At 72.9% G+C, this 19683-nt stretch carries 18 protein-coding genes; 9 read left to right on the top strand and 9 right to left on the bottom strand.

Annotated features, from left to right (window positions below; genetic code table 11):
• Positions 1-102 precede the first annotated feature (102 nt).
• Positions 103-1383: a sensor histidine kinase gene (locus P5G46_RS09800; RefSeq protein ID WP_408905593.1), complete on the top strand. Its 1281-nt coding sequence runs from the start codon at positions 103-105 to the stop codon at positions 1381-1383.
• The gene (locus tag P5G46_RS09795) at positions 1380-2093 is read left to right on the top strand and encodes a response regulator (protein ID WP_239277505.1); all 714 of its coding nucleotides are present in this window, start codon (positions 1380-1382) and stop codon (positions 2091-2093) included. The genes P5G46_RS09800 and P5G46_RS09795 overlap by 4 nt, the downstream gene beginning before the upstream one ends.
• A gap of 31 nt (positions 2094-2124) precedes the next feature.
• Here P5G46_RS09795 and P5G46_RS09790 read toward each other — a convergent pair whose 3' ends face one another.
• From P5G46_RS09790 to P5G46_RS09780, 3 genes are all read right to left on the bottom strand, one after another.
• Entirely contained in the window at positions 2125-2913 is a 789-nt protein-coding gene (locus P5G46_RS09790; protein ID WP_408905592.1) for an alpha/beta fold hydrolase, read from the bottom strand.
• A gap of 144 nt (positions 2914-3057) precedes the next feature.
• Positions 3058-4434 (bottom strand): amidohydrolase family protein, encoded by a 1377-nt coding sequence (locus tag P5G46_RS09785; protein WP_408905591.1) that lies wholly within the window; start codon positions 4432-4434, stop codon positions 3058-3060.
• A gap of 335 nt (positions 4435-4769) precedes the next feature.
• Positions 4770-5720, bottom strand: a complete 951-nt coding sequence (locus P5G46_RS09780; protein WP_408905590.1) for an alpha/beta hydrolase — start codon at positions 5718-5720, stop codon at positions 4770-4772.
• Positions 5721-6022: 302 nt separating this feature from the next.
• Between P5G46_RS09780 and P5G46_RS09775 the strand changes: the two genes are divergently transcribed.
• Together P5G46_RS09775 and P5G46_RS09770 are read left to right on the top strand one after the other, a co-directional pair.
• Positions 6023-6727, top strand: a complete 705-nt coding sequence (locus tag P5G46_RS09775) for an SDR family NAD(P)-dependent oxidoreductase (protein WP_408905589.1) — start codon at positions 6023-6025, stop codon at positions 6725-6727.
• Between the two features lie 165 nt (positions 6728-6892).
• A complete protein-coding gene (locus P5G46_RS09770) occupies positions 6893-8362 on the top strand; it encodes a hypothetical protein (RefSeq protein ID WP_408905588.1) in 1470 nt (489 codons plus the stop codon).
• Between the two features lie 39 nt (positions 8363-8401).
• Here P5G46_RS09770 and P5G46_RS09765 read toward each other — a convergent pair whose 3' ends face one another.
• From P5G46_RS09765 to P5G46_RS09750, 4 genes are read right to left on the bottom strand one after another with little or no spacing between them, the layout of a single operon-like run.
• Complete coding sequence (locus P5G46_RS09765) at positions 8402-9445, bottom strand: ABC transporter ATP-binding protein (protein WP_408905587.1); 1044 nt, start codon at positions 9443-9445, stop codon at positions 8402-8404.
• On the bottom strand, positions 9442-10371 hold the full coding sequence (locus P5G46_RS09760) for an ABC transporter permease (protein WP_239277520.1): 930 nt from the start codon (positions 10369-10371) through the stop codon (positions 9442-9444). Before P5G46_RS09760 ends, P5G46_RS09765 begins: the two co-directional genes overlap by 4 nt.
• Complete coding sequence (locus P5G46_RS09755) at positions 10368-11243, bottom strand: ABC transporter permease (protein ID WP_239277521.1); 876 nt, start codon at positions 11241-11243, stop codon at positions 10368-10370. The genes P5G46_RS09760 and P5G46_RS09755 overlap by 4 nt, the downstream gene beginning before the upstream one ends.
• Positions 11240-12481: an ABC transporter substrate-binding protein gene (locus tag P5G46_RS09750; RefSeq protein WP_408905586.1), complete on the bottom strand. Its 1242-nt coding sequence runs from the start codon at positions 12479-12481 to the stop codon at positions 11240-11242. The genes P5G46_RS09755 and P5G46_RS09750 overlap by 4 nt, the downstream gene beginning before the upstream one ends.
• Positions 12482-12553: 72 nt before the next feature.
• Here P5G46_RS09750 and P5G46_RS09745 point away from each other — a divergent pair, with 72 nt between their 5' ends.
• Together P5G46_RS09745 and P5G46_RS09740 are read left to right on the top strand one after the other, a co-directional pair.
• On the top strand, positions 12554-13246 hold the full coding sequence (locus tag P5G46_RS09745) for a TVP38/TMEM64 family protein (protein ID WP_239277530.1): 693 nt from the start codon (positions 12554-12556) through the stop codon (positions 13244-13246).
• On the top strand, positions 13239-13865 hold the full coding sequence (locus tag P5G46_RS09740) for a CDP-alcohol phosphatidyltransferase family protein (protein WP_375094918.1): 627 nt from the start codon (positions 13239-13241) through the stop codon (positions 13863-13865). Before P5G46_RS09745 ends, P5G46_RS09740 begins: the two co-directional genes overlap by 8 nt.
• Positions 13866-13979: 114 nt before the next feature.
• Here P5G46_RS09740 and P5G46_RS09735 read toward each other — a convergent pair whose 3' ends face one another.
• On the bottom strand, positions 13980-15443 hold the full coding sequence (locus tag P5G46_RS09735) for a dihydrolipoyl dehydrogenase family protein (protein WP_408905585.1): 1464 nt from the start codon (positions 15441-15443) through the stop codon (positions 13980-13982).
• Between the two features lie 37 nt (positions 15444-15480).
• On the opposite strand from P5G46_RS09735, the gene P5G46_RS09730 reads away from it, so the two are divergent.
• From P5G46_RS09730 to P5G46_RS09720, 3 genes are all read left to right on the top strand, one after another.
• A complete protein-coding gene (locus P5G46_RS09730; RefSeq protein ID WP_408905584.1) occupies positions 15481-16143 on the top strand; it encodes a methyltransferase domain-containing protein in 663 nt (220 codons plus the stop codon).
• Between the two features lie 65 nt (positions 16144-16208).
• The gene (locus P5G46_RS09725) at positions 16209-16937 is read left to right on the top strand and encodes a GNAT family N-acetyltransferase (RefSeq protein WP_408905583.1); all 729 of its coding nucleotides are present in this window, start codon (positions 16209-16211) and stop codon (positions 16935-16937) included.
• Positions 16938-17061: 124 nt separating this feature from the next.
• A complete protein-coding gene (locus P5G46_RS09720) occupies positions 17062-17832 on the top strand; it encodes an alpha/beta fold hydrolase (RefSeq protein ID WP_408905582.1) in 771 nt (256 codons plus the stop codon).
• 761 nt (positions 17833-18593) lie between these two features.
• Here the strand turns inward: P5G46_RS09720 and P5G46_RS09715 are convergent.
• Positions 18594-19616, bottom strand: a complete 1023-nt coding sequence (locus P5G46_RS09715) for a methylenetetrahydrofolate reductase C-terminal domain-containing protein (RefSeq protein ID WP_408905581.1) — start codon at positions 19614-19616, stop codon at positions 18594-18596.
• Positions 19617-19683: the final 67 nt, after the last annotated feature.

Genomic DNA, 19683 nt, shown 5'->3' with positions numbered 1-19683 from the left:
CGTCGTCGTCTCGCAGAACGTCACGACGCTCGCAGGCGGACGAGCGCGGCGCACCCCCCGGTCGCATTGTGCTCATATTGCGCGCGAGAGAATGTTCCTGCCATGCCCGACCTCACCCCCTCGGTTCCCGCCCGGGTGGTCCGCCGCGCCCTCCTCGTGCTGCCGAGCCTCATCGTGCTCACCGCGGTGGGGATCACGACGTTCATCGCCGCGGCCGTGCAAGAGCGTCACATCCGCGACGACACCGCCGACCGGGTCTACGACGTCGCGTCGAGCCTCGCCTCACTCGACGACGTGCGCACCACCGTGGCATCCGTGTCCTCCGTCGGCACGGACGCGCGGCTCGCCGACGCCGGCGACCTCGCCGTGGCCTCGACGACGCTGCAGCCGCTCGCCGACCTGATCGAGCGGACCACGGGCGTCTTCTACGTCGTCATCACCGACGACGAGGGCGTGCGCATCACCCACCCCGTCGCCGAGCAGCGTGGACGGCAGGTCGAGACCACCAACGCGAGCGTCCTGGCGGGCACGCCGTTCCTGGGCACCGAGACCGGACCGTCGGGCAGTTCGCTGCGCGCGAAGGTTCCCATCCGCGACGGCAGCGCGGTCGTCGGGATGGTCGCGGTCGGCGTGCTCGAGTCCAGCATCCTGTCTGATCGCGACGAGGCGCTCGGCGACCTCCTCCCCTGGGCCGCCGGCGCGCTGATCGTCGGCACGCTGGCGTCGTCGGTGCTGGCGGCGGCGATCGAGCGGCGGTTCCGGCGTCTGGACGCTCTTGCCGTCGAGCAGGAGCAGACCGCACGAACGATGGGCGCTCTTCGAGAGCAGGCGCACGAGTTCGGCACGCGCCTGCACGTGCTGCACGGCCTGATCTCGCACGGCGACACCCGCGATGCGCTCGCGTACCTCTCCGACGCGATGCCCGGGCAGACCCCGCGCGAGCCGTCGGACACCCGACTGGATGCCTCTCTCGTGAGCGCCAGCATCGAGGCACTCCGCGCGGAGGTGTCGGCGCGTGGCGCGCAGCTGGAGGTACGGATCGACCCCCACACCCCCATCGACGAGACGGTCGTGCTCATCCTGACCAACCTGTGCCGGAATGCCGCCGAGGCGGGCGCCTCACGTGTCCGCTGCAGCCTCGACGTCGTCGGCGACGTGCTCCACGGCGCCGTCGACGACGACGGACCGGGTCTGGATCCCCGCGACATCGAGCGCGCCTTCACCCGCGGGTACACGTCGAAGCCCGACGCCACCGGCACGGGCCGCGGGATCGGACTCGCCGTCGTGCGTCGCGCGGTCACGGAGCGCGACGGCGAAATCTTGGTCTCGCGATCGGCCTGGGGCGGGACGCGGTTCGCTTTCGAGATGGCGGCGCCGCGATGACCGACCGGATCCGTGTGCTCGTCGTCGATGACGACGCGGCCGCGCGCGCCCTGCACGGGCGCTACGTCGCGGGAGTCCCGGGGTTCGTGGTCGTGGGCTCCGCGGGCAGCGGAGAGTCCGCCGTGGAACAGGCGCTCAGCGGCGTCGATCTCGTGCTGCTCGACATGCGTCTGCCCGACATCAGCGGGGTCGAGGTGCTGCATCGCCTCCGCACCCTCGGCGCGGAGGGCACCGACGTGTTGGTGATCAGCTCGTCGCAGGACCAGGTGACGGTCCGGCAGGCCCTCGCGGCCCACGTCATCGGCTACCTCGTGAAGCCGTTTACCGAGGAGACGCTGCGGCAGCGCCTCGAGACGTACCGCCTCGAGCGGCGCGCACGGGCGGATGCCGACCGAGACCGGTCGCTCAGCCAGGGCGACATCGACCGGCTCCTCGGCACCGGGACCGTCCGGCTGCCGGACCGCACGGCCCCGACCGCGCTCCCCAAGGGCCTCGCGCCGGTCACCCTGGAGCGGGTGCGGGCGGCGCTGGATCCGGTCGCGCTCGTCTCGGCATCCGATGTCGCGGCCGCGTGCGGACTGTCGCGCGCCACGGCGCAGCGCTACCTCGAGCACCTCGTCGCCGCCGGCGTCCTCGACCTCGCCCACCGCTACGGCGCACGGGGACGTCCGCGCATCCTGTACCGGCTCGCGCCGCCGCCGCCCGACTGACCCGACGCTCGGGCCCCGACCCGCGAGATGCCTACAGCACGGCAGACAGGTGACGGAGCACCGAAACGTGCCCGTCGCCGGGGCGCAGGTCGACCGTCGCGTGCGGCAGGGCCTCGGAAAGGAACCGCGCGTGCCGCGGAGGGATGACCCGGTCTTCCTCCCCCTGCACGAGGAGCACGGATGCCGCGACGCCGTCGAGCGCGAAACCCCAGGGCCGGACGAACGCGAGGTCGTCGTCGAGCAACCCGTCGATGCCGTACGACTCGGACGCCGCCACATCGGCCCCGAGCGAGGCCCACTCCCCGTCGAGCGCCGCGTAGTCGGCATCCACGAACGAGGCGGGGTCGAACTCGTCGATCTCGGCGAACCGGCGCCGCGCCTCTTCGCCCTCGGCCGCGGCGCGGAGCGCCTGGGGTGCCTGCATCCCCGCGAACCACTCGTCGCTGCCGTCGAACGGCGCCGGCGACGCGAACGTCACCACGCGGCGCACGAGACCGGGCATCGCCGCCGCGCACGCGATCGCGTGCGGCCCGCCGCCGGAAGCTCCCACCGAGATGACGGATGCCACCCCCAGTGCTTCCATCACCGGACGAAGTCCCGCAGCCACGTCGGCGACGCTGCGGCCGGGAATCCGCGGCGATCCGGCATAGGCGGGCCGGGCGACCGAGACGACCGCGAGCCCGCGGGCGTCTGCGGCGGCCTGCACCGGTGGCAGGATCGCCCCCGTCTGCGGTGAGCCGTGGTGCCAGAGCAGCACATCGCGTCCGGCGACGTGATCGTGCGAGGTGTGGACGTCGAGGCCCGCGACGGTCGTTCGCATGGGCTCAGAGTGGCACATCCGCCGTGCGGCGCGCATCCGACGCCGATGCGCGATGAGGTCGAGACTTCATCGCGCCGACGAGCACCCCGCAGGCTGCGCGACAGATGTCGGCGCGATGAAGTCTCGCGGGTCAACCGCAGGGAGCTACAGAATGACGCCGAACTCGTCCGCCAACGCCGGGAGCTGCGTGTGCAGCACGTGCGACGCCTCTTCCGCGAGCGGGTTCGTCGAAACGCCGTTCTCGTTCACGAGCGTGCCGCCGACGTACACCTGCTTCAGGTTCCGCAGGCCGCAGGCAAGGACATAGCTGCGCACCGGATTCCACAGCGGACCGACGTCGGGCAGGCGGGGGTCGACAACCACGAAGTCGGCGAACTTCCCCACCTCGAGGCTGCCGACGCGGTCGTCGACGCCCATGATCTCGGCGCCGCCCAGGGTGTGCAGGCGCAGCACGCGCTCGGGCATCATCGACAGCGGGTCGTGGGTGCGGGCGCGCTGCATGAACATGCCCATGCGCATGTTCTGCCACGGGTCGGCGACGTCGGTGCACGCCTGGTCGTCGAGCCCCATCCCGACCTTCATGCCGAGGTCGAGCATCTCGGGCACGTGCGCCACACCCGACGCGAGTCGCCCATTGGATGCCGGCTGCCACGACATCGCGGCCCCGCCCGCGGCGGCATCCGCGATGATCTCCGGCGTCGTCTGGATGAAGTGCCCGAACATCATGCCCGGACGCAGCGCGCCGGCGTTCTTGTACAGCTGAAACTTCGTCTGCTGGTGCTCGATCGCCTCGTACGTCTCGAGGAAGTGCGCCTGGTTGGTGACGCCGAAGCGGTCCATGACGGCGACCTCGATCTCAGCGGCGTCCGGCCTCGTCGACCACTGCACCTGCCCCATGACCGAGGCGCCGAGGGCGATGTCGGGGTCCATCGCCAGGACGTGATCGAGGGATGCCTCGAACCGGGCGAAGATCTCGTCGTCGGTGCCGACGGTGGCATCCAGCGCGATGGAGTCGACGAAGCGGAGCCCCGCGTCATGGCATCCATCCGCCTGACGGGTGTGCCACGCGTGATCGCGCAGCACGCCGCCGCCGTCGGCGCGCTTGCCGTCGACCATGGGTTCCCACGGCAGGAGCGGGTCGGTGAAGTTGTAGGCCGTCGTCACGCCGTTGGCGAGGAAGTCGAGCGAACCGTGCAGCGTCGCCCAGTAGATCTGATCGGGCGAGGCGTTGTTGAGCACGCTGAACATCGACGTGCACCAGCCGTAGAGCGTCTGATCGACGCCGAGTCCGCGCGAGCCGCTCGTGAAGAGGTGGCTGTGCGACGACACGAACCCGGGGGCGACGAACTTGCCGTCGACGTCGAGGGTCTCGTGGGCGGTGACGCCCGGGTCGGGGTCGCCGGCGCCGATCGCGGCGATGCGTCCGTCCTGCACGAGCATGTATCCGCGCTCGATATAGCCGGGGTCGTCGGTGCCCGCGGGAACCGTGATGAGCCGTGCGTTCGTGACCAGAAGCGACATGTTGATGACGGTAACAATGCCGTGTTTCCGCGGTGTTCCGGGCGTGCGGCGGGGTGTTTGCGGGCGGCGCTGCGATGGGTGAGCGGCGGCCGACGCCGTGTCCCAGCCGACGCCGCGTCCCAGCCCAGGCCGTGTCCCAGCCGACGCCGCGTCCCAGCCCAGGCCGTGTCCCAGCCCAGGCCGTGTCCCAGAATGTGCAGCTTGAGGCTCCTTCGACTGCACAAAGTGGGACACGCAGCGGTCGGTGAGCGACCCCATCCCACCAGGTGTCCCAGAATGTGCAGCTCACACCGCCCTGAGCTGCACAAAGCGGGACACGGCGCCCCAGCGCCGCCTCAGGCGAACGCCACACGCACCGCCGGCGCCACCGCGGCCAGCACCGCGTCGCGCGCGGGCGTCGACGGGAACACGAGGAACAGGTGCGGCACCCCCTCGCGCCGCACGAACTCCACGGGGGTTCCGGATGCCGCCAACCGCTCGGCGTACTCCTCGGCTTCGTCGGAGAGCGGGTCGACGCCGGCCGCGACGATCACGGCCGGAGCCGACCCGGCGAGGTCCGGCGCGCGCAGCGGCGCGGCTTCGACGGGCACCGGGCTCGCGGCATCCGCGAGATACAGCCCCCAGTACCACTGCATCCCGCGCGCGGTGAGCGGCAGATTCTCGGTGTGGGCGCGATAGCTCGGGCGGTCCGGGTCGGGCGCGTCGAGCACCGGGCACAGCAGGACCTGCACCCGGATGCCGGGAGCCCGGCCCGCACGCGAGCGCAGGGCGAGCGCGGCCGCGAGGTTGCCGCCCGCGCTGTGTCCCGCGACGCCGAGGAGCGTCGGGTCAGTGAGACCGCCCGCCCCCTCGGCGGCGAACCGGAGCGCACGATCGAGGTCGTCGAGCCCGGCGGGGAAGGGATGCTCCGGCGCGAGACGGTAGTCCACGCTCAGCACCTGCGCACCGGTCGCGGCGGCGAGCGCGCGACACAGGGCATCGTTGTTGTCGAGGTCGCCGGCGACCCACCCGCCGCCGTGCGCGAAGACGAGCGTTCCACGGTGGCCGGCGCGCGGGCGGTACAGGCGCAGCGCGAGATCCCCGTCGGCGGTGTCGATCGACTCGATCACGTCGTCGTCGGGCAACCGCACCCACGACGGGTTGGCGCGCAGCTCGGCGATGCGCGCGGCGTCGTCACCCGCGGCATCCGTTGCTCCGGAGGGGATCGTGCCCGCCCGCGCCGCGAGCCGCGCGAGGTGTGCGCGCACGTCTGGGTCGGTGATGGCGGGGTGCACGCTGTCGCTCACGGTGCTCCTCGAGGGGGGTCATTCGGTTGAGTGTCCAAGACACGCGGATGCCAGAGGGCCCGGTCCGCGTGTCTTGGACACTCAACGTGGGGGTGGGCGCCGAGCCACCCGCAGCGCGGCGGGCGCAGCACGGCGGAGGGGCCGGCGGGAGGGCGGCGAGAGCGAGCGTACGGGGAACGGGGGCGGCGACTCCCCGGGCGGCGAGAGAGCGTTACGCCGCCGAAACACCCGCGTCTCGGGGGCGTTCGCGCCCGGGCGTACGGTGACGCCACGGGCGGCCCGACGCCCGCGGAAGGAGTGCCATGTCTCAGCGCGTCATCGTCACCGGCGGATCCGGCGGCATCGGCGCCGCCATCGTGGAGCGCTTCGCGGCGGACGGCGCAGCGGTTGCGGTACTCGACCGGCGCGCGCCCTCGGGCGGCTCGGCATCCTTCGTCCCGGTCGATCTGCTCGACCCGCTCGACACCCGGCGCGCCGTCGGCGAGGCCATCGAGACGCTGGGCGGCGTCGATGTGCTCGTCAACTGCGCGGGGATCTTCCAGCACGCGTCGCTGCTCGACATCACCGTCGACGACTGGGACCGCGTGCTCGACATCAACGCCCGCGCCACCCTGGTCACGATGCAGGCGGTCGCCCCCGTGATGCTCGAGGCTGGCCGCGGCTCGATCGTCAACATCGCGAGCATGGCGGCCAAGCACGGTGGCGGGGGCGAGGGCCACTACGCCGCATCGAAGGCTGCGGTCGTGGCGCTCACGCGCGCCGGCGCACAGGAGTGGGGATGCCACGGCGTCACCGTCAACGCGGTGTGCCCCGGTTACGTACTCACCGAGATGGGCGCCGACACCCGCTCCGAGGCGGACGTCGCGGCCTGGAGCGCGAAGTCGCCGCTCGGTCGCCTCGGCATCCCGGAAGACGTCGCGGGGGTGACCCACTTCCTTGCGTCACCGGCGGGCGGCTACCTCACCGGCCAGGCGATCAACGTCACCGGCGGCATGATCATGCATTGAGCCGAGACGGCCCCCACTCGACGCCGTCCAGGCGGGACGGATACGCGGGCGTGCGCGGCGGGTGCACGGAGGAGGGGCCGGCACGGAAGTATGGAGGGCGTCGCAATCCGATCGATCCCCCGCGACGAAAACCTTCTGAGCGCGATGACGCCACGAAAGGACGACATGCGACTTGCCACGGCCCTCCGGCAGTTCGAGCTGGACACGCGGCCCATCCACCCCGAGACCCGGCGCGCGCTGGACCTGCGGTGGGCGGAACTGCCCGAACACGCCAAGACCGCAAACCAGCTCCTCGGCCGGTGCGCAGTCGGATGCGAGGGAACGCACGGCGTCTTCCCCAAGTGCAACCTGACCTGCTCTCCGTGCTACCACTCGGCCGACGCGAACAAGGTCCGCATCGACGGGGACCACACGGTCGACAACGTCACGCGACAGATGAACTACCTGCGCCAGGTGCGGGGCCCCCGTGCCCACGCTCAGCTCATCGGGGGCGAGGTGAGCTTGCTCAGCGCCGAGGACCACGCCCGCTCGCTGCTGGCGATGCGCGCCGCCGGCCGCGAGCCGATGTCGATGACCCACGGCGACTTCGACTACGACTACCTGCTCGACGTCGTCCTCGACGCCGACGGTCGACCGCGCTTCGACAAGGTCTCGTTCGCGGCCCACTTCGACTCGCTCATGCGCGGGCGCCGGGGTGCCGTGCGGCCGCGCAGCGAGGCGGAACTCAATCCGTTCCGCGAGAAGTTCGCGAGCATGTTCGTCGACCTCCGGCGCGATCACGGCGTGGGCAGCTACCTCGCGCACAACATGACGGTCACCCCGTCGAACGTCGCCGAGGTCGAACAGGTGACACGCGACGTGCTCGAGATGCCGTTCGACATGATGTCGTTCCAGCCGGCCGCCTTCATCGGCGACGACCGCCGCTGGCGCGAGGACTTCGGCGAGGTCACGATCGACGCGGTGTGGGAGAAGATCGAGGCCGGCGCGGGACAGAAGCTGCCCTGGCAGGCGACCCAGTTCGGCGATCCGCGCTGCAACCGCTCGACCGTCGGCGTCCGCGTCGCGGGAACGTTCGCGCCGCTGCTCGACCCCGAGGACCCGAAGGACATCGCCGCGCGCGACCGTTTTCTGGAGCACTTCGGCGGCATGATCTTCGGGGGCATCCCGAAGCACATCCTCGCGATCAAAATCGTGCGGGCCGTGGCATCCCACCCCGGCGACATCCCCCCGCTGATCGGCCTCATGAGCCGCGTCGTCCGACGGGCGGGCGGTATCGGACGCGTCCTGCGTGCGGCGCGGAAGAAGAAGGTCTCGTTCAAGACCTTCGTCATCCACAACTTCATGGATGCCGAACAGGTCGCCCCCGCGTGGAAGCTCATGGAGGAGGGCGTCGTCGCCGACGACCCGCTGCTCCGTGAGACGCAGGAGCGACTGGGATCGTGCATGTACGCCATGTCCCACCCCGAGGACGGACGCCTGGTCCCGGCCTGCGTGCAGCACTCGGTACTGGACCCGATCGAGAACGTCGAGCTGCGTCGCATCCTGCCCCTGCCGACCGTGCGGCCCGGCGCCACCGTGACGACCCGGCCCTCGGGGCTGACGGCGGTGCGGGAGACGGGCAGCGGCGCGCGCTGATCCGCGGCCCGGTGGCCGACTTCGCTTCAGTCGAGGCCGTCAGCCGGGCACGACGTGGACAAGGGCATGCGGCACCGACACCGCGACGTCCTCGCCCGGACGCAATCCGGACGTGGACGGGACTTCGGCGTGCACGAGTACGCCGGAGGCGCGGATGCCGATCTCGCCGCGCGCGCCGAGCGGTCGGAGCGTCTCGACCGTGCCGGTCGTCCGCAGAGACGTCTCGCCTGGCGAGGGGGCGTCGACCCGAACGTCCTCCTGCCGGAAGACGAGGGTCGCGGCCCCGTCGGCCGTTCCGGGCACGGGGACCTCTCCGAGGGCGCTGACGTGCAGGCCGCCACGGACGTGTCCCGAGACGGCGTTGCGCCCACCCATGAGCTCTGCCGCGCGAAGGCTCCGGGGGCGACGGTAAGCCTCGGCGACCGTGCCCTCGTGCAACAGCCGCCCGTTCTCTACGAGCGCGATTCGGTCGGCGACCCGCGCGGCCTCGTCCCGGTCGTGCGTGACGAGCAGGATGGTCGGCGAGAACGCTCCGCGGACCGCCGCGAGAAGGTCGTGCATGTCGGTGCGCAGCGACGGGTCGAGGGCGCTGAAGGGCTCGTCGAGCAGCAGCACCGACGGTTCCGCCGCGAGCGCCCGCGCGATGGCCACGCGCTGTTCCTGCCCGCCGGAGAGTTCTTCGACGCGACGGCGGCCGTATCCGCCCAGACGCACCGTCTCGAGGTAGTGCGCGGCGCGCTCGCGGGCTCGGGCGCGCGGCATCCCGGCCACCCGATCCGAGAACGCGACATTGTCGAGCACCGAGAGATGCGGGAAAAGCAACGGCCGCTGGAAGACCATGCCAACGCCCCGGCGTTCGGCGGCCACCGCGGCCACATCTCGCCCGTCGATCAAGACGGAACCGCGCTCGGGCGTCTCGAGGCCGGCGACGAGTCGCAAGAGCGTGGACTTGCCCGAGCCGCTCGGGCCGAGGACCGCAGTGCACGTTCCGGCGCGCACCTCCAGCGACAGGTCGTCCACCGCCGGGATCGGCGAGGCGGCGTAGGTCTTGGACAGGCCGATGAGAGCGAGATCGGCGCTCACACGACCACCTCCTTGGTCGGGTCTTCGGTTCGGGCGGGCACTGGATCGGGTGCTCGTTCAAGGGAGTGCGGAGCAACCGGCGTTCCGGGTCGGCGCGGTCGGCGGCTGCGGCGGTGTCCTCGGCGGCCCCGCCCGACGGCGAGGACACCGGTGAGTAGGACGATGGGGGGAACGACGGCCACGAGAGACATCACGGCGACCGCGGCATCGTTGCCGAGTCCCGCCGCGGCGGACGCGACGACCAGGGGCAGCGTCACCAGCTCGCCCCCTCCGACGATGAGCGTGACGATGTAGTCGCTCCAGGCCACCAGGAACGCGAGGAACGCCGCGCGGGCGAGCGCGGGGGCGATCATCGGCAGGTGGACGCGTCGTAGGACCTGCAGCCGACCGGCGCCGAGAAGGCGTGCCTCCTCCTCGTACGAGGGGTCGTAGGCGCCGTAGGCGGTGCGCATCACGAAAGCCGTGTACGGCAACGCCAGGACCGTGAGCACGAGAGCCACCCCGATGACCGACGGGATGTGCGCGCGCAGCAGCACGACGTTGACCCCCAGGACAGCGGCGAAGGGCGGGAGTGCGACGGGCGCGAGCAGGAGCGCCGAGACGACACGCGCACCGGGCACCGCGCCGAACGTGAGGGCGCGAGCGGCGAGCGCCCCGATCGCGGTCGCGAGGACCGCGACGACCAGTCCGAGCACGAGCGAGCGCCCGAAGGCCGGGACGGCCCCGAAGGCGACGGCAGCAGAGATGGAGCGTCCGCCGAAAACGGTGGGGAACGGGTCGGGGAACGTCCACGACTCGGCGAAGGACCACAGCACCAGCGGGAGCAGCGGAAGGGCGAACCACACGGACAGCGCCACCGCCAGGGTCCACCGCACCACGCGGCCGGCTCCGCGCGACCGGGTGAGGGTGTTCGTGTCGCCGCTCATCGCCACGCCGCCGATCTCCGCAGGGCGGCGAAGGTGCAGGCGACCACCGCGAGGGCGATCACGCACGTCACGAGTGCGACCGCCGCCGCCTCGGGCCGGGAGTCGAGCGAGACGCCCTGGAACAGCCGCACCGCGAGGACCGGGAGCGGTTCGGGCGACGTCCGTCCGAGCAGCCAGAGCACCTCGTACGAGCCCAGGGCGTAGACGAAGCTGATCGCCGCCCCGATGAGGATCGTGGGCGCCGTCAGCGGGAGCAGGACATGGCGGAACCGACGCGCCCGCCCCGCACCCAACAGCGCCGCGGTCTCGTCGTAGGTGCGGATGCGGGTCGCGAGCGTGCCGGTGACGATGAGCGCGAGGAAAGCGGACTCCTTCCACGCCAGCTCCGCGATCGCCGCCCCCCACAGCGGACCACCGACCCACGGCGCCCACGATTCCGACGGGATGCCGAGCAGTCGGGGCAGCACGCCAGCGTCGGACAGGAGCAGACCGATGGTGGCCGCCGCGATGAGGTGCGGGATGGTCACCGTCAGGGCGCTGAGCGCCGCCACGATGCGGCTGCTTCGCCGATGGGACACGATGACCACGGCCGCCGTGGTGCCGACGACCACCGCGATGACGGTGGAGACGGCGGCCACGCTCACCGAGACGGCGATCGCCGCGGCGATCTCGCCCGGCCGCGCGGTGAACGCCTCGATCCCGACCCGGGGTCGCCCGACGACGGGCAGCAGGCCGAACGCTTGCAGCACCGTGGCACCGACTCCTCCGCCCAGGACGAACACCGCGAGGGCGACGGCGGGGAGCACGAAAAGAGCCCCCCGCACCCGCTCTCGTGCGGTGCCGGCGCGCCCGGCGACCGGGACCCAGGTCACCGCGAAAGCACGTTCTGCCGCCAGCCGTCGTCGAGCGCGGGCACCCACTCTGCGGCGAGCTCACCGTGAGCGTTGCGGGAGAGCACGTCGTACGACGGGACGACCGGCGATGACGGGAGCGCGTCGAACAGGGCACGGTCCTCGGCCGAGAGGGCGCCCAGGTCGAGGACGGGGAACTGGCCCCACACGTCGGGCTCGGCCTTCTTCGCCTGCTGCTCCGCCGAGAGCGCGACGTCGGCCACGACCATGGCCCCGGCAGCGGCATCCGAGTTGACGGGGAGACCGAGGAAGCTCGCGTTGCCGACCGTGCCTTCCTCGAGCGTGAGCACGCGCGTGTCGGCGGGGTACGTCCCGTCGGCCACAAGCCCGGTGAGCGTCGCCGGCCCGTACGTCATGGTCATGTCGATCTGCCGGTCGGCGAAGAGCTGGCCGAGCTCGGACTCGTTCGCGGGATAGGTGTCGCCCCCGCGCCACAGGTTCGGTGCCAGCGACGCGAGCCGGTCCCACAGCGCAGGTGTCAGCTCGTCATAGGCATCCTGCGAGAAGGCTGTCGGCACCGCGTCGGCACCGCCGGACACGCTCGCGAGCACCTCGCGCACGAAGACGGAACCGGTGAAGTCCGGTGGCGCCGGGTAGGTGAAGCGGCCCGGGTGCGCGGCAGCCCAGTCCAGCACCCCGGCCAGCGTCGTCGGCGGGTTGGGGACCGCGGCGGCGTCGTAGACGAGCGTGAACTGCGCCTTGTGCCACGCTGCCTCGCAGCCGTCCACGGGCGTGCCGAAGTCGGACTGCAGCAGGGGGTCGTCCGGGTCGGTGTTCGCCATGGACGGGAGCAGACCCGTCCAGCCGCAGCGCCACGCGCCGGCTTCCTTGCCCGTGCGGAAATTGTCGCCGTTCACCCACACGAGGTCGACCGACCCGTCGTCGCGTCCGGCTTGGAGTTCGGTGAAGACGCGGTTCAGCGCGTCCCGCGTGTCCGTGACGGGGACGCGCTCGAGCGTCACACCGTACTCCGCCACCGCGGGGGCGAGCACGTCGTCGACGTACGCGTTCCCCTGGTCGTCACCGCCGTACATCCACAGCTGCACGGTCTGCCCGCGCGCGTCCTCGAGCACTTGGTCCCAGTCGGTGTAGGCCTCGGCCGACGAGGCATCCGGCGCCGCACACCCGGCGAGTGCGAGAAGCGACACCGCCGCGGTGGCCACCGCGAGGGTCGGACGACGGCGTCGGGGGATGGTCATGGCACTCCTTGAACGATGGCGCGGCCGGCGGGTCGCGTGCGGACTTAGGGTATGGGGGACCGGAAGGAATCGATGGAGCTTGACGACACCGCCACGCGTCCGCAGGGCTCCGCTCGCCGACCCGTGATCCGGTTGGTGCTTCTCGGTCTGTTCGTTGCCGCGGTCGCATCGGTTGGCTTTCTGCTCGTCCCGCACGATGTCGAGCAGATCCGTGCCTGGTCCGGCCAGGTCGGAGCGCCCGGCGTCGTGCTCTTCACGCTGCTGTACGCCGCCCTGACCCTGAGTCCTGCGCCGAAGAACGTCCTCGGCATCGCGGCCGGTCTGGTCTGGGGTTTCCCGGTGGCGTTCGCCATGGTCTACATCGGCGCTCTGCTGGGGGCGGCGGCATCCTTCGCTCTCGGTCGGGCGCTCGGGCGCGAAGCCGTCGAACGCTTCACCGGCGCGCGGGTGGCCCGATTGGATGCCGCGATCGGGCGCCGCGGCATGCCCGCCGTGCTGGGGGCCCGGCTCGTCCCCGTGATCCCCTTCACGCTCATCAACTACGGCGCGGGTCTGACGTCCGTGCGCCGACGCGACTACGCGATCGGGACCGCGGTGGGCATCATCCCGGGCTCCGCCGCCTACGTCGCGCTGGGCGCATTCGGGTGGGAGCTGGGCCCGTGGCTCTGGGTGGCGCTGAGCGTCGTCGGCGTGCTCCTGATCGGCGGCGTGGTGGCCGGCACCCTGGTGCGCCGCCGGCGGGCGGAGGGTGCCGCGGATGCTTGATCGCTCTCTGCGCGCGGCGCTGTCCGGTCCGCTCGAGGCCGTCGCCGCCGCACTGGACCGACCGTTCCTCACGCCCGACCGTCTCACCGTCGCCGGGCTCGTCCTGGGGCTCGCCTCCGCCGGTGCGGCGGCCGCGCAGTGGTGGGCGGCCGCGGTGGTGCTGTGGCTCGTGTCTCGCGTCGCCGACGGTCTCGACGGGGCCCTCGCCCGGCGACGTCGCGCACGCGGCCGCGGAAACGACAGCGAGGCCGGCGGGTTCCTCGACATCGCCGCCGATTTCGTCGTCTATGGCGCCGGGGTGTTCGGGGTGGCGTGGGGCGCATCCGCGGCCTACGGCGCGCCGTGGTGGCCGTTCCTGCTCGTCCTGCTGACGTACTACGTCAACGGGACGGCGTTCCTGGCCTTTTCCTCGATCGCCGAGCGCACCGGGCGGCAGGTCGACGACGGGCGGTCGCTGTCGTTCCTCGGTCGTATCGCGGAGGGCACCGAGACGATCGCCGTCCACACGCTCTGGCTGATCCTGCCGTTCTGGGCGTGGCAGATCGCCCTGGTGTGGAGCCTGTTCGTGGCCGTGAGCGCGGTGCAGCGGATCGTGGCCGGGTATCGGCTGCTGCGCTGAGTCAGGTCCCGACGGGCCCGGTAGCCGCGAGGGCGCGGCCGCCTCGGGCAGCGACGCATCGCCGCGGGGCACCGCCGGGATGAGCCGTGCGGGGTCGCCGCGAGGGCGCGCCGTTCACCCGCGACGACGACGGACCGCGCGCAACAGCCGGATCGCCGCGGCGACGAGCCCGTGGCGCAGAGCCCCTTGGGCATCGCGGACGGCGGCGTTCCACCCCGCGTCCGAGTACGTGGGGTAGGCGTGCATGGCGCCCGCGAGCGCTCCGACCTTGAGCCCCAGCGCGACGGCCGTCGAGAGCTCCCCGAGCGACTCGCCCGCGCGGGGACCGACGATGACGGCTCCGGTCACGCGGCCCTTCCCGTCGACCACGAGACGGGTGAAGCCGTCGGTCTGCCCCTCGGCGATCGCGCGATCGAGGTCGGCGTGGCGGGTCTCCACCACGCGCATCCCGCGCGCGGCGGCCTCGTGCGGCGACACCCCGACCGCCGCCACCTCGGGCGAGGTGAAGGTCACGCGCGGGATCACGTCGACGCCCGCCCGGCGCGGGAGCCCGAGCACGGCGTTCGTCGCCGCGACGCTCGCGAACATGCCCGCCGTGTGCGTGAACCGCGGCAGCGGGGTCGCGTCGCCCGCCGCGCGGATGCGCGGGTTGCTGGTGGCCAGGGTCGCATCGACGGCGATCGCGCCGTCGTCATCGCGGCGGACCCCGGCGACATCGAGCCCCAGGCCCGTGGTGTCCACTCGGCGTCCGAGCGCGGCGAGCACGCGGTCGGCCATCACGGTCGTGCCGTCGCTGAGACGCGCCGTCACGGTCTCGCCCGCGGTGTCCGCGTCGACCAGGGTGGTGCCCAGGCGCACGTCGACGCCGTCCGCGCGCAGCGCCGCGAGCACTACCGCCGCGGCATCCGGATCCTCCTTGGACAGCAGGCGCTCGCCACGATGGACGAGGGTCACGCGGCTACCCAGACGCGCCATGGCCTGCGCGATCTCGCACCCGATGGCTCCCCCGCCGAGCACGAGCAGGCGCTCGGGCAGCGCGGTCAGATCCCACACGGTCTCGTTCGTGAGGACGGCATCCGGATCGATGCCCTCCGGCAGCACCGGAGAGCTCCCCGTCGCCACCAGGGCGTCGCGGAAGCGGATGCCGACCCGTTCGACGCGCAGCGAACGCGGACCGTCGAAGCGGGCACGGCCGCGCAGCGTGAAGACACCGGCCTCGGCGAGCGCCTCGGGAGAGTCGACGGGCTCGATCTCGTGGATCGCGTGCCGGACGTGGGCCATCACGGCGGCGAAGTCGACCCGGACGTCGGCGACGTGCACCCCCAGCCGGGCGGCATCGCGCGCGTCGTGCGCCGCCGTCGCCGCCGCGATCAGCGCTTTCGAGGGCACGCACCCCGTGTACAGGCACTCGCCGCCGAACCCGTCGGCCTCGATCAGCAGCACCTTCGCACCCAGGATCGCGGCCGTCTTCGCACCGACGAGACCGGCGCTGCCGGCGCCGATCACGACCAGGTCCCACCGGGTACGGCCGGCTTCGGCGGAGGTGAGCGGGCGGGCACGGCGCGTCGGCACGGTCATGTCCGAAGCCTAAGGTGGTCGGGAAGGGGGTGGCTCGATGGCGGCACCACTGCGGCGCTATGGGCTCGGAGCCCGCTGGTACGACGTGCTCTCCGGCGAGCGCTGGGTGTACCGCGCGGGGCGCGAGGCCGGGATCAGCCTGCTGCACCCTCGCCCCGGCGACGTCGTGCTCGACCTCGGCTGCGGCACCGGCTTGAACTTCGCGGCGCTGCTCACCGCCGTCGGACCGCGCGGGCGAGTGATCGGCGTCGACCGCAGCCCCGACATGCTCGACATGGCCCGGCGCCGGGTGGGCGCCGCCGGGTGGAGCGACCGCGTCGATCTCGTCGAGGCGGATGCCGCCGCCCTGGACCCGGCCGAGATCCGCGACCGCACCGACGGACGCGGGGCGGACGCCCTGCTGTCGACCTACGCGCTCAGCGTGTTCGGCGAGAGGGAGGCGGCGTGGGCGCGAGCCGTCGCGGCGGTCCGCCCGGGAGGACGCGCGGCCGTGGTGGACATGCAGCGTCCGCACGGGCCGTGGCGGGTGTTCACGCCGCTCACGCTGCTGGCGTGCGCGACCGGCGGCGCCGACATCGAAGCCCACCCGTGGCGGATGCTCGAGCGCGACGCCGACCCCCGCTCCCTCGAGCGCGCGGAGCGCAAGGGCGGTCACCTCGTCGCCGTCGCCGCCGACCTCGCGATCCACCCCCAGCCCTGAGGTCGGGCGGGAATGCGCCGTCGACCCCGACGTTGCATCTCGGGTACTCGACCCGAACGGATGCCATGACCTCGGCCACCCCCGCCTCACCCGCCGCGGCGACCGCGGACGACCCCGCCGCCGTCCTCGACAACGCCGCCTGGCACTCGCTGGCCGGGCCGCACGCGCATTTCGCGATCGGCGGCGACCTGGTGCGCCGGTATCCCGAAGACGTCGCTCCGTTCGTGGCCGTGCGCACCTGGGACGACCCGGCCGTGTGGGACGCCCTGCGCGATCTCGTCGGCCCCGGCGCCGAGGTCGGCCTGTCCGGCTACGAGGGTGAGATCCCGGCGGGGTGGGAGTTCGTCGGCGGAGGCGAGGGCGTGCAGCTCGTCGAGACCGCGGCGCTGCGACCGCGCCCGTTCGACGAGGCGATCGAGCTGGACGCGGACGACGCCGCCGAGATGATGGCGATCGTCGAGCGGAACCAACCCGGGCCCTTCCGACCCCGCACCCACGAGCTCGGCCGGTACATCGGCATCCGTCGCGGCGGGCGCCTCATCGCGATGGCGGGCGAGCGCCTGCACCCCACCGGCTGGACCGAGATCAGCGCCGTCGCCGTCGACGCCGACCACCGGCGTCAGGGGCTGGCCTCCCGTCTCGTCCTGGATGTCGCGTTCCACATCCAGAAGCGCGGCGACCGCGCGATGATGCACGCGGCGGCGAGCAACACCGGCGCCATCGCCGCCTACGAACGGCTGGGTTTCGCCCTGCGCCGCGTGAACCGCTTCGCGGCGGTGCGCACCCCGGCCTGACCCGGCGACGGCGGTGCGCAACCCGGCCGGACGCATCGCGGCACCGATGCTCCCCCGGCTGATCCGGCGGCGCCGGTCCGCAACCCCGTTCCGTGGCATCCGGATCCGATCTACGGTGGCCCCCATGCCTTCGTCCCCCGCGCCCGCGACGCCGCTCGCCGAATGGACCGGTGAGATCGACGGTCTCGCGTTCCGCGTGCTGTCGACCCGGCACGCCGCGGCCGACGCTCCGACGTTCGTGCTCGTGCACGGGATCGGCACGTCGCACCGCTATCTCACTCGCCTGCACGCGGAGCTGGCGGCGGGCGCGACGGTGCACTCGATCGACCTCCCCGGCTTCGGCGGTCTCCCGGCACCGAAGGGGGCGCCGGGGGTCCCCGAGATCTCGCACGCCCTCGGCACGCTCCTCGAGCGCACGGGAGTCACTCACGCGGTGCTCCTCGGACACTCGATGGGGGTGCAGTGGGTCGTCGACCTGGCCGCGCAGCGTCCGGATCTCGCGCGGGCCGTCGTGCTGTGCAGTCCCGTCGTCGACCGCGCGCACCGCACGCGCCGGATGCAGGCCTTCCTTCTGAGCCACGACAGCGCGCTCGAGCCGCCGCGCGCGGCGCTGACCGTTTTCCGCGAGTATCTCCGGAGCGGGCTGCGCTGGTACGCCGCACAAGCGCGTCACATGGTCCGCTACCCCCTCGAGGACCGCGTGGCGACGCTGTCCGTTCCGGTGCTGATCGTCCGCGGCTCGAAGGATCGCATCGCCGGCCAGCGCTGGTGCTCGGAGTTGCGCGATCGCGCCGCGGACGGAACGCTCGCGGTCGTGCCCGGCCACCGGCACCTCGTGCAGTTCACCGCGCCCGCGACGGTGGCAGCCGGCATCCGTCGGTTCCTCGGCTCCTGAGCCGCAGCTCCCTCCGCCGCCGCCTCACCCCGCCCGGCACCTGCACAACTCCGGCAGAACCCCGGCCCCACGGCATCCACCCCACCCCCGACCCACACAACGCCGGAGTTCTGCACACCGGATGCCACCGGCACAGCCCGCGCGGGCCCGCAGCCCCCGCAGCCCCGCGTCGGCGCAGCCGCCGCCACACCCCGCCCAGCACCTGCACAACTCCGGCAGAACCCCGCGCCCACGGCATCGACCCCACCCCCGGCCCACACAACGCCGGAGTTCTGCACACCGGATGCCACCGGCACAGCCCGCAGCCGCCTCCCCCGCAGCCGCGCACCCCGCACGAGGCCACAGCCCCGCACACCCGCCTCAGCGCCGCAACAGCCTCACCCCCGCCCAGCACCTGCACAACTCCGGCAGAACCCGGCCCCACGGCATCCACCCCACCCCCGACCCACACAACGCCGGAGTTCTGCACACCGGATGCCACCGGCACAACCCGCGCGGGTCGGCAGCCCCCGCAGCCCCGCGTCGGCGCAGCCGCCGCCTCACCCCGCCCGGCGCCTGCACAACTCCGGCAGAACCCCGGCCCCACGGCATCCACCCCACCCCCGGCCCACACAACGCCGGAGTTCTGCACACCGGATGCCACCCGCACAGCCCCGCACGCCGCGCGAGGCCGGCAGCCCCCGCACGGCGCAGCCCCGCCCCCGCACCCCCGCACCCCCGCACCCGCACCCCGCGCGCGCCGGCTGTCCCGCGCGCCCGCGTCAGCGCAGCCGCCGCGCGATCTCGGCCTGGGCCTCGGCGAACGCCTCCTCGCCGCCGTCGCGGCCGCCGGAGAGATTCACACCGACGACGCCGGGGAGAGCCAGCATCTCCTCCGCGAGCGCCACCGCCAGGGCGATGCCCTCGGCGCGGGGGTCGTGCGCCGACCGCACCCGCGGCAGAAACCCCTCGGGCAGCACGAGCGTCGTGAAGGATTCGAGCAGGTCGGCCGACGCGTGATCCACCACCACCGGCACGCACGGAATGAACCGCACCGGGGCGGCCACGGAGTCGACGAACCGCCGCACCGGTTCCGCTCCCCCGGCGTGGTTCACGAAGCACACGTCGGCTCCGGCGCGCAGCTTCTCTCGCAGCCGCGCCGCGCGCCGCTCCACGGGCGGCGCCGCGGGGGAGGCGGCCACGGACACGACGTGTCCTGCGGCGCGGGCGAGCGCCGTCGCCTCGGTCGAGTCGAGGTCGAACACGGGTGCGGCGTCGGGCCGGTGCCCCGTGCGGGTGTGGTCGCCGGTGACGCAGTGCACCCCGGCCACCCCCTCGACCGCCAGGGCCGCGAGCTCTCCCTCGATCGCCACGCGGTTGCGGTCGCGCATGTTCAGCCCGGTCCACACCCGCAGCCCCGCCCGGCGCAGCAGGTGCGCGCGGTAGGCGGGAGGGAACTGCACCCGCGCCGATCCTGCGTCGCCGGCGAGGACGGCATCCACCTCCCCCGACAGGATCGCGGCGCAGGCGTCGATGGATGCCACGCTCAACGCCCGCGCGGGCAGGTCGGCGACGATCCAGGGGCGTGCGCCGAGGGAGGCCAGGGTTTCGACCGCCGCGGCGGTGCGCGGCGCCGGGTGGACCGGGGTCGTGCGATCGATCCCCGCCCACGGGACGGTCGCCCGTGGCAGGAACATGCACGCGTGCTCGGCGTCGATCTCGCACGACCCGTCGAACCCGACGCCGCCGCACGGGCCGTACTCCATCCGCTTCGGGCACGTGTCGAGAAGGGGCAGGGCCTGCACGGTTCCTCCGATCCGGGGCGTCGCCGCCCCTGGCCCGGAGTGTAGGGAGCGCGTGTTTCCACGAATG

The organism is Microbacterium mcarthurae (assembly GCF_046064585.1).
Taxonomy (GTDB): domain Bacteria; phylum Actinomycetota; class Actinomycetes; order Actinomycetales; family Microbacteriaceae; genus Microbacterium; species Microbacterium mcarthurae.
Note: the sequence above shows the minus strand (reverse complement) of the source record. Positions and strands in the feature narration are given on the sequence as shown.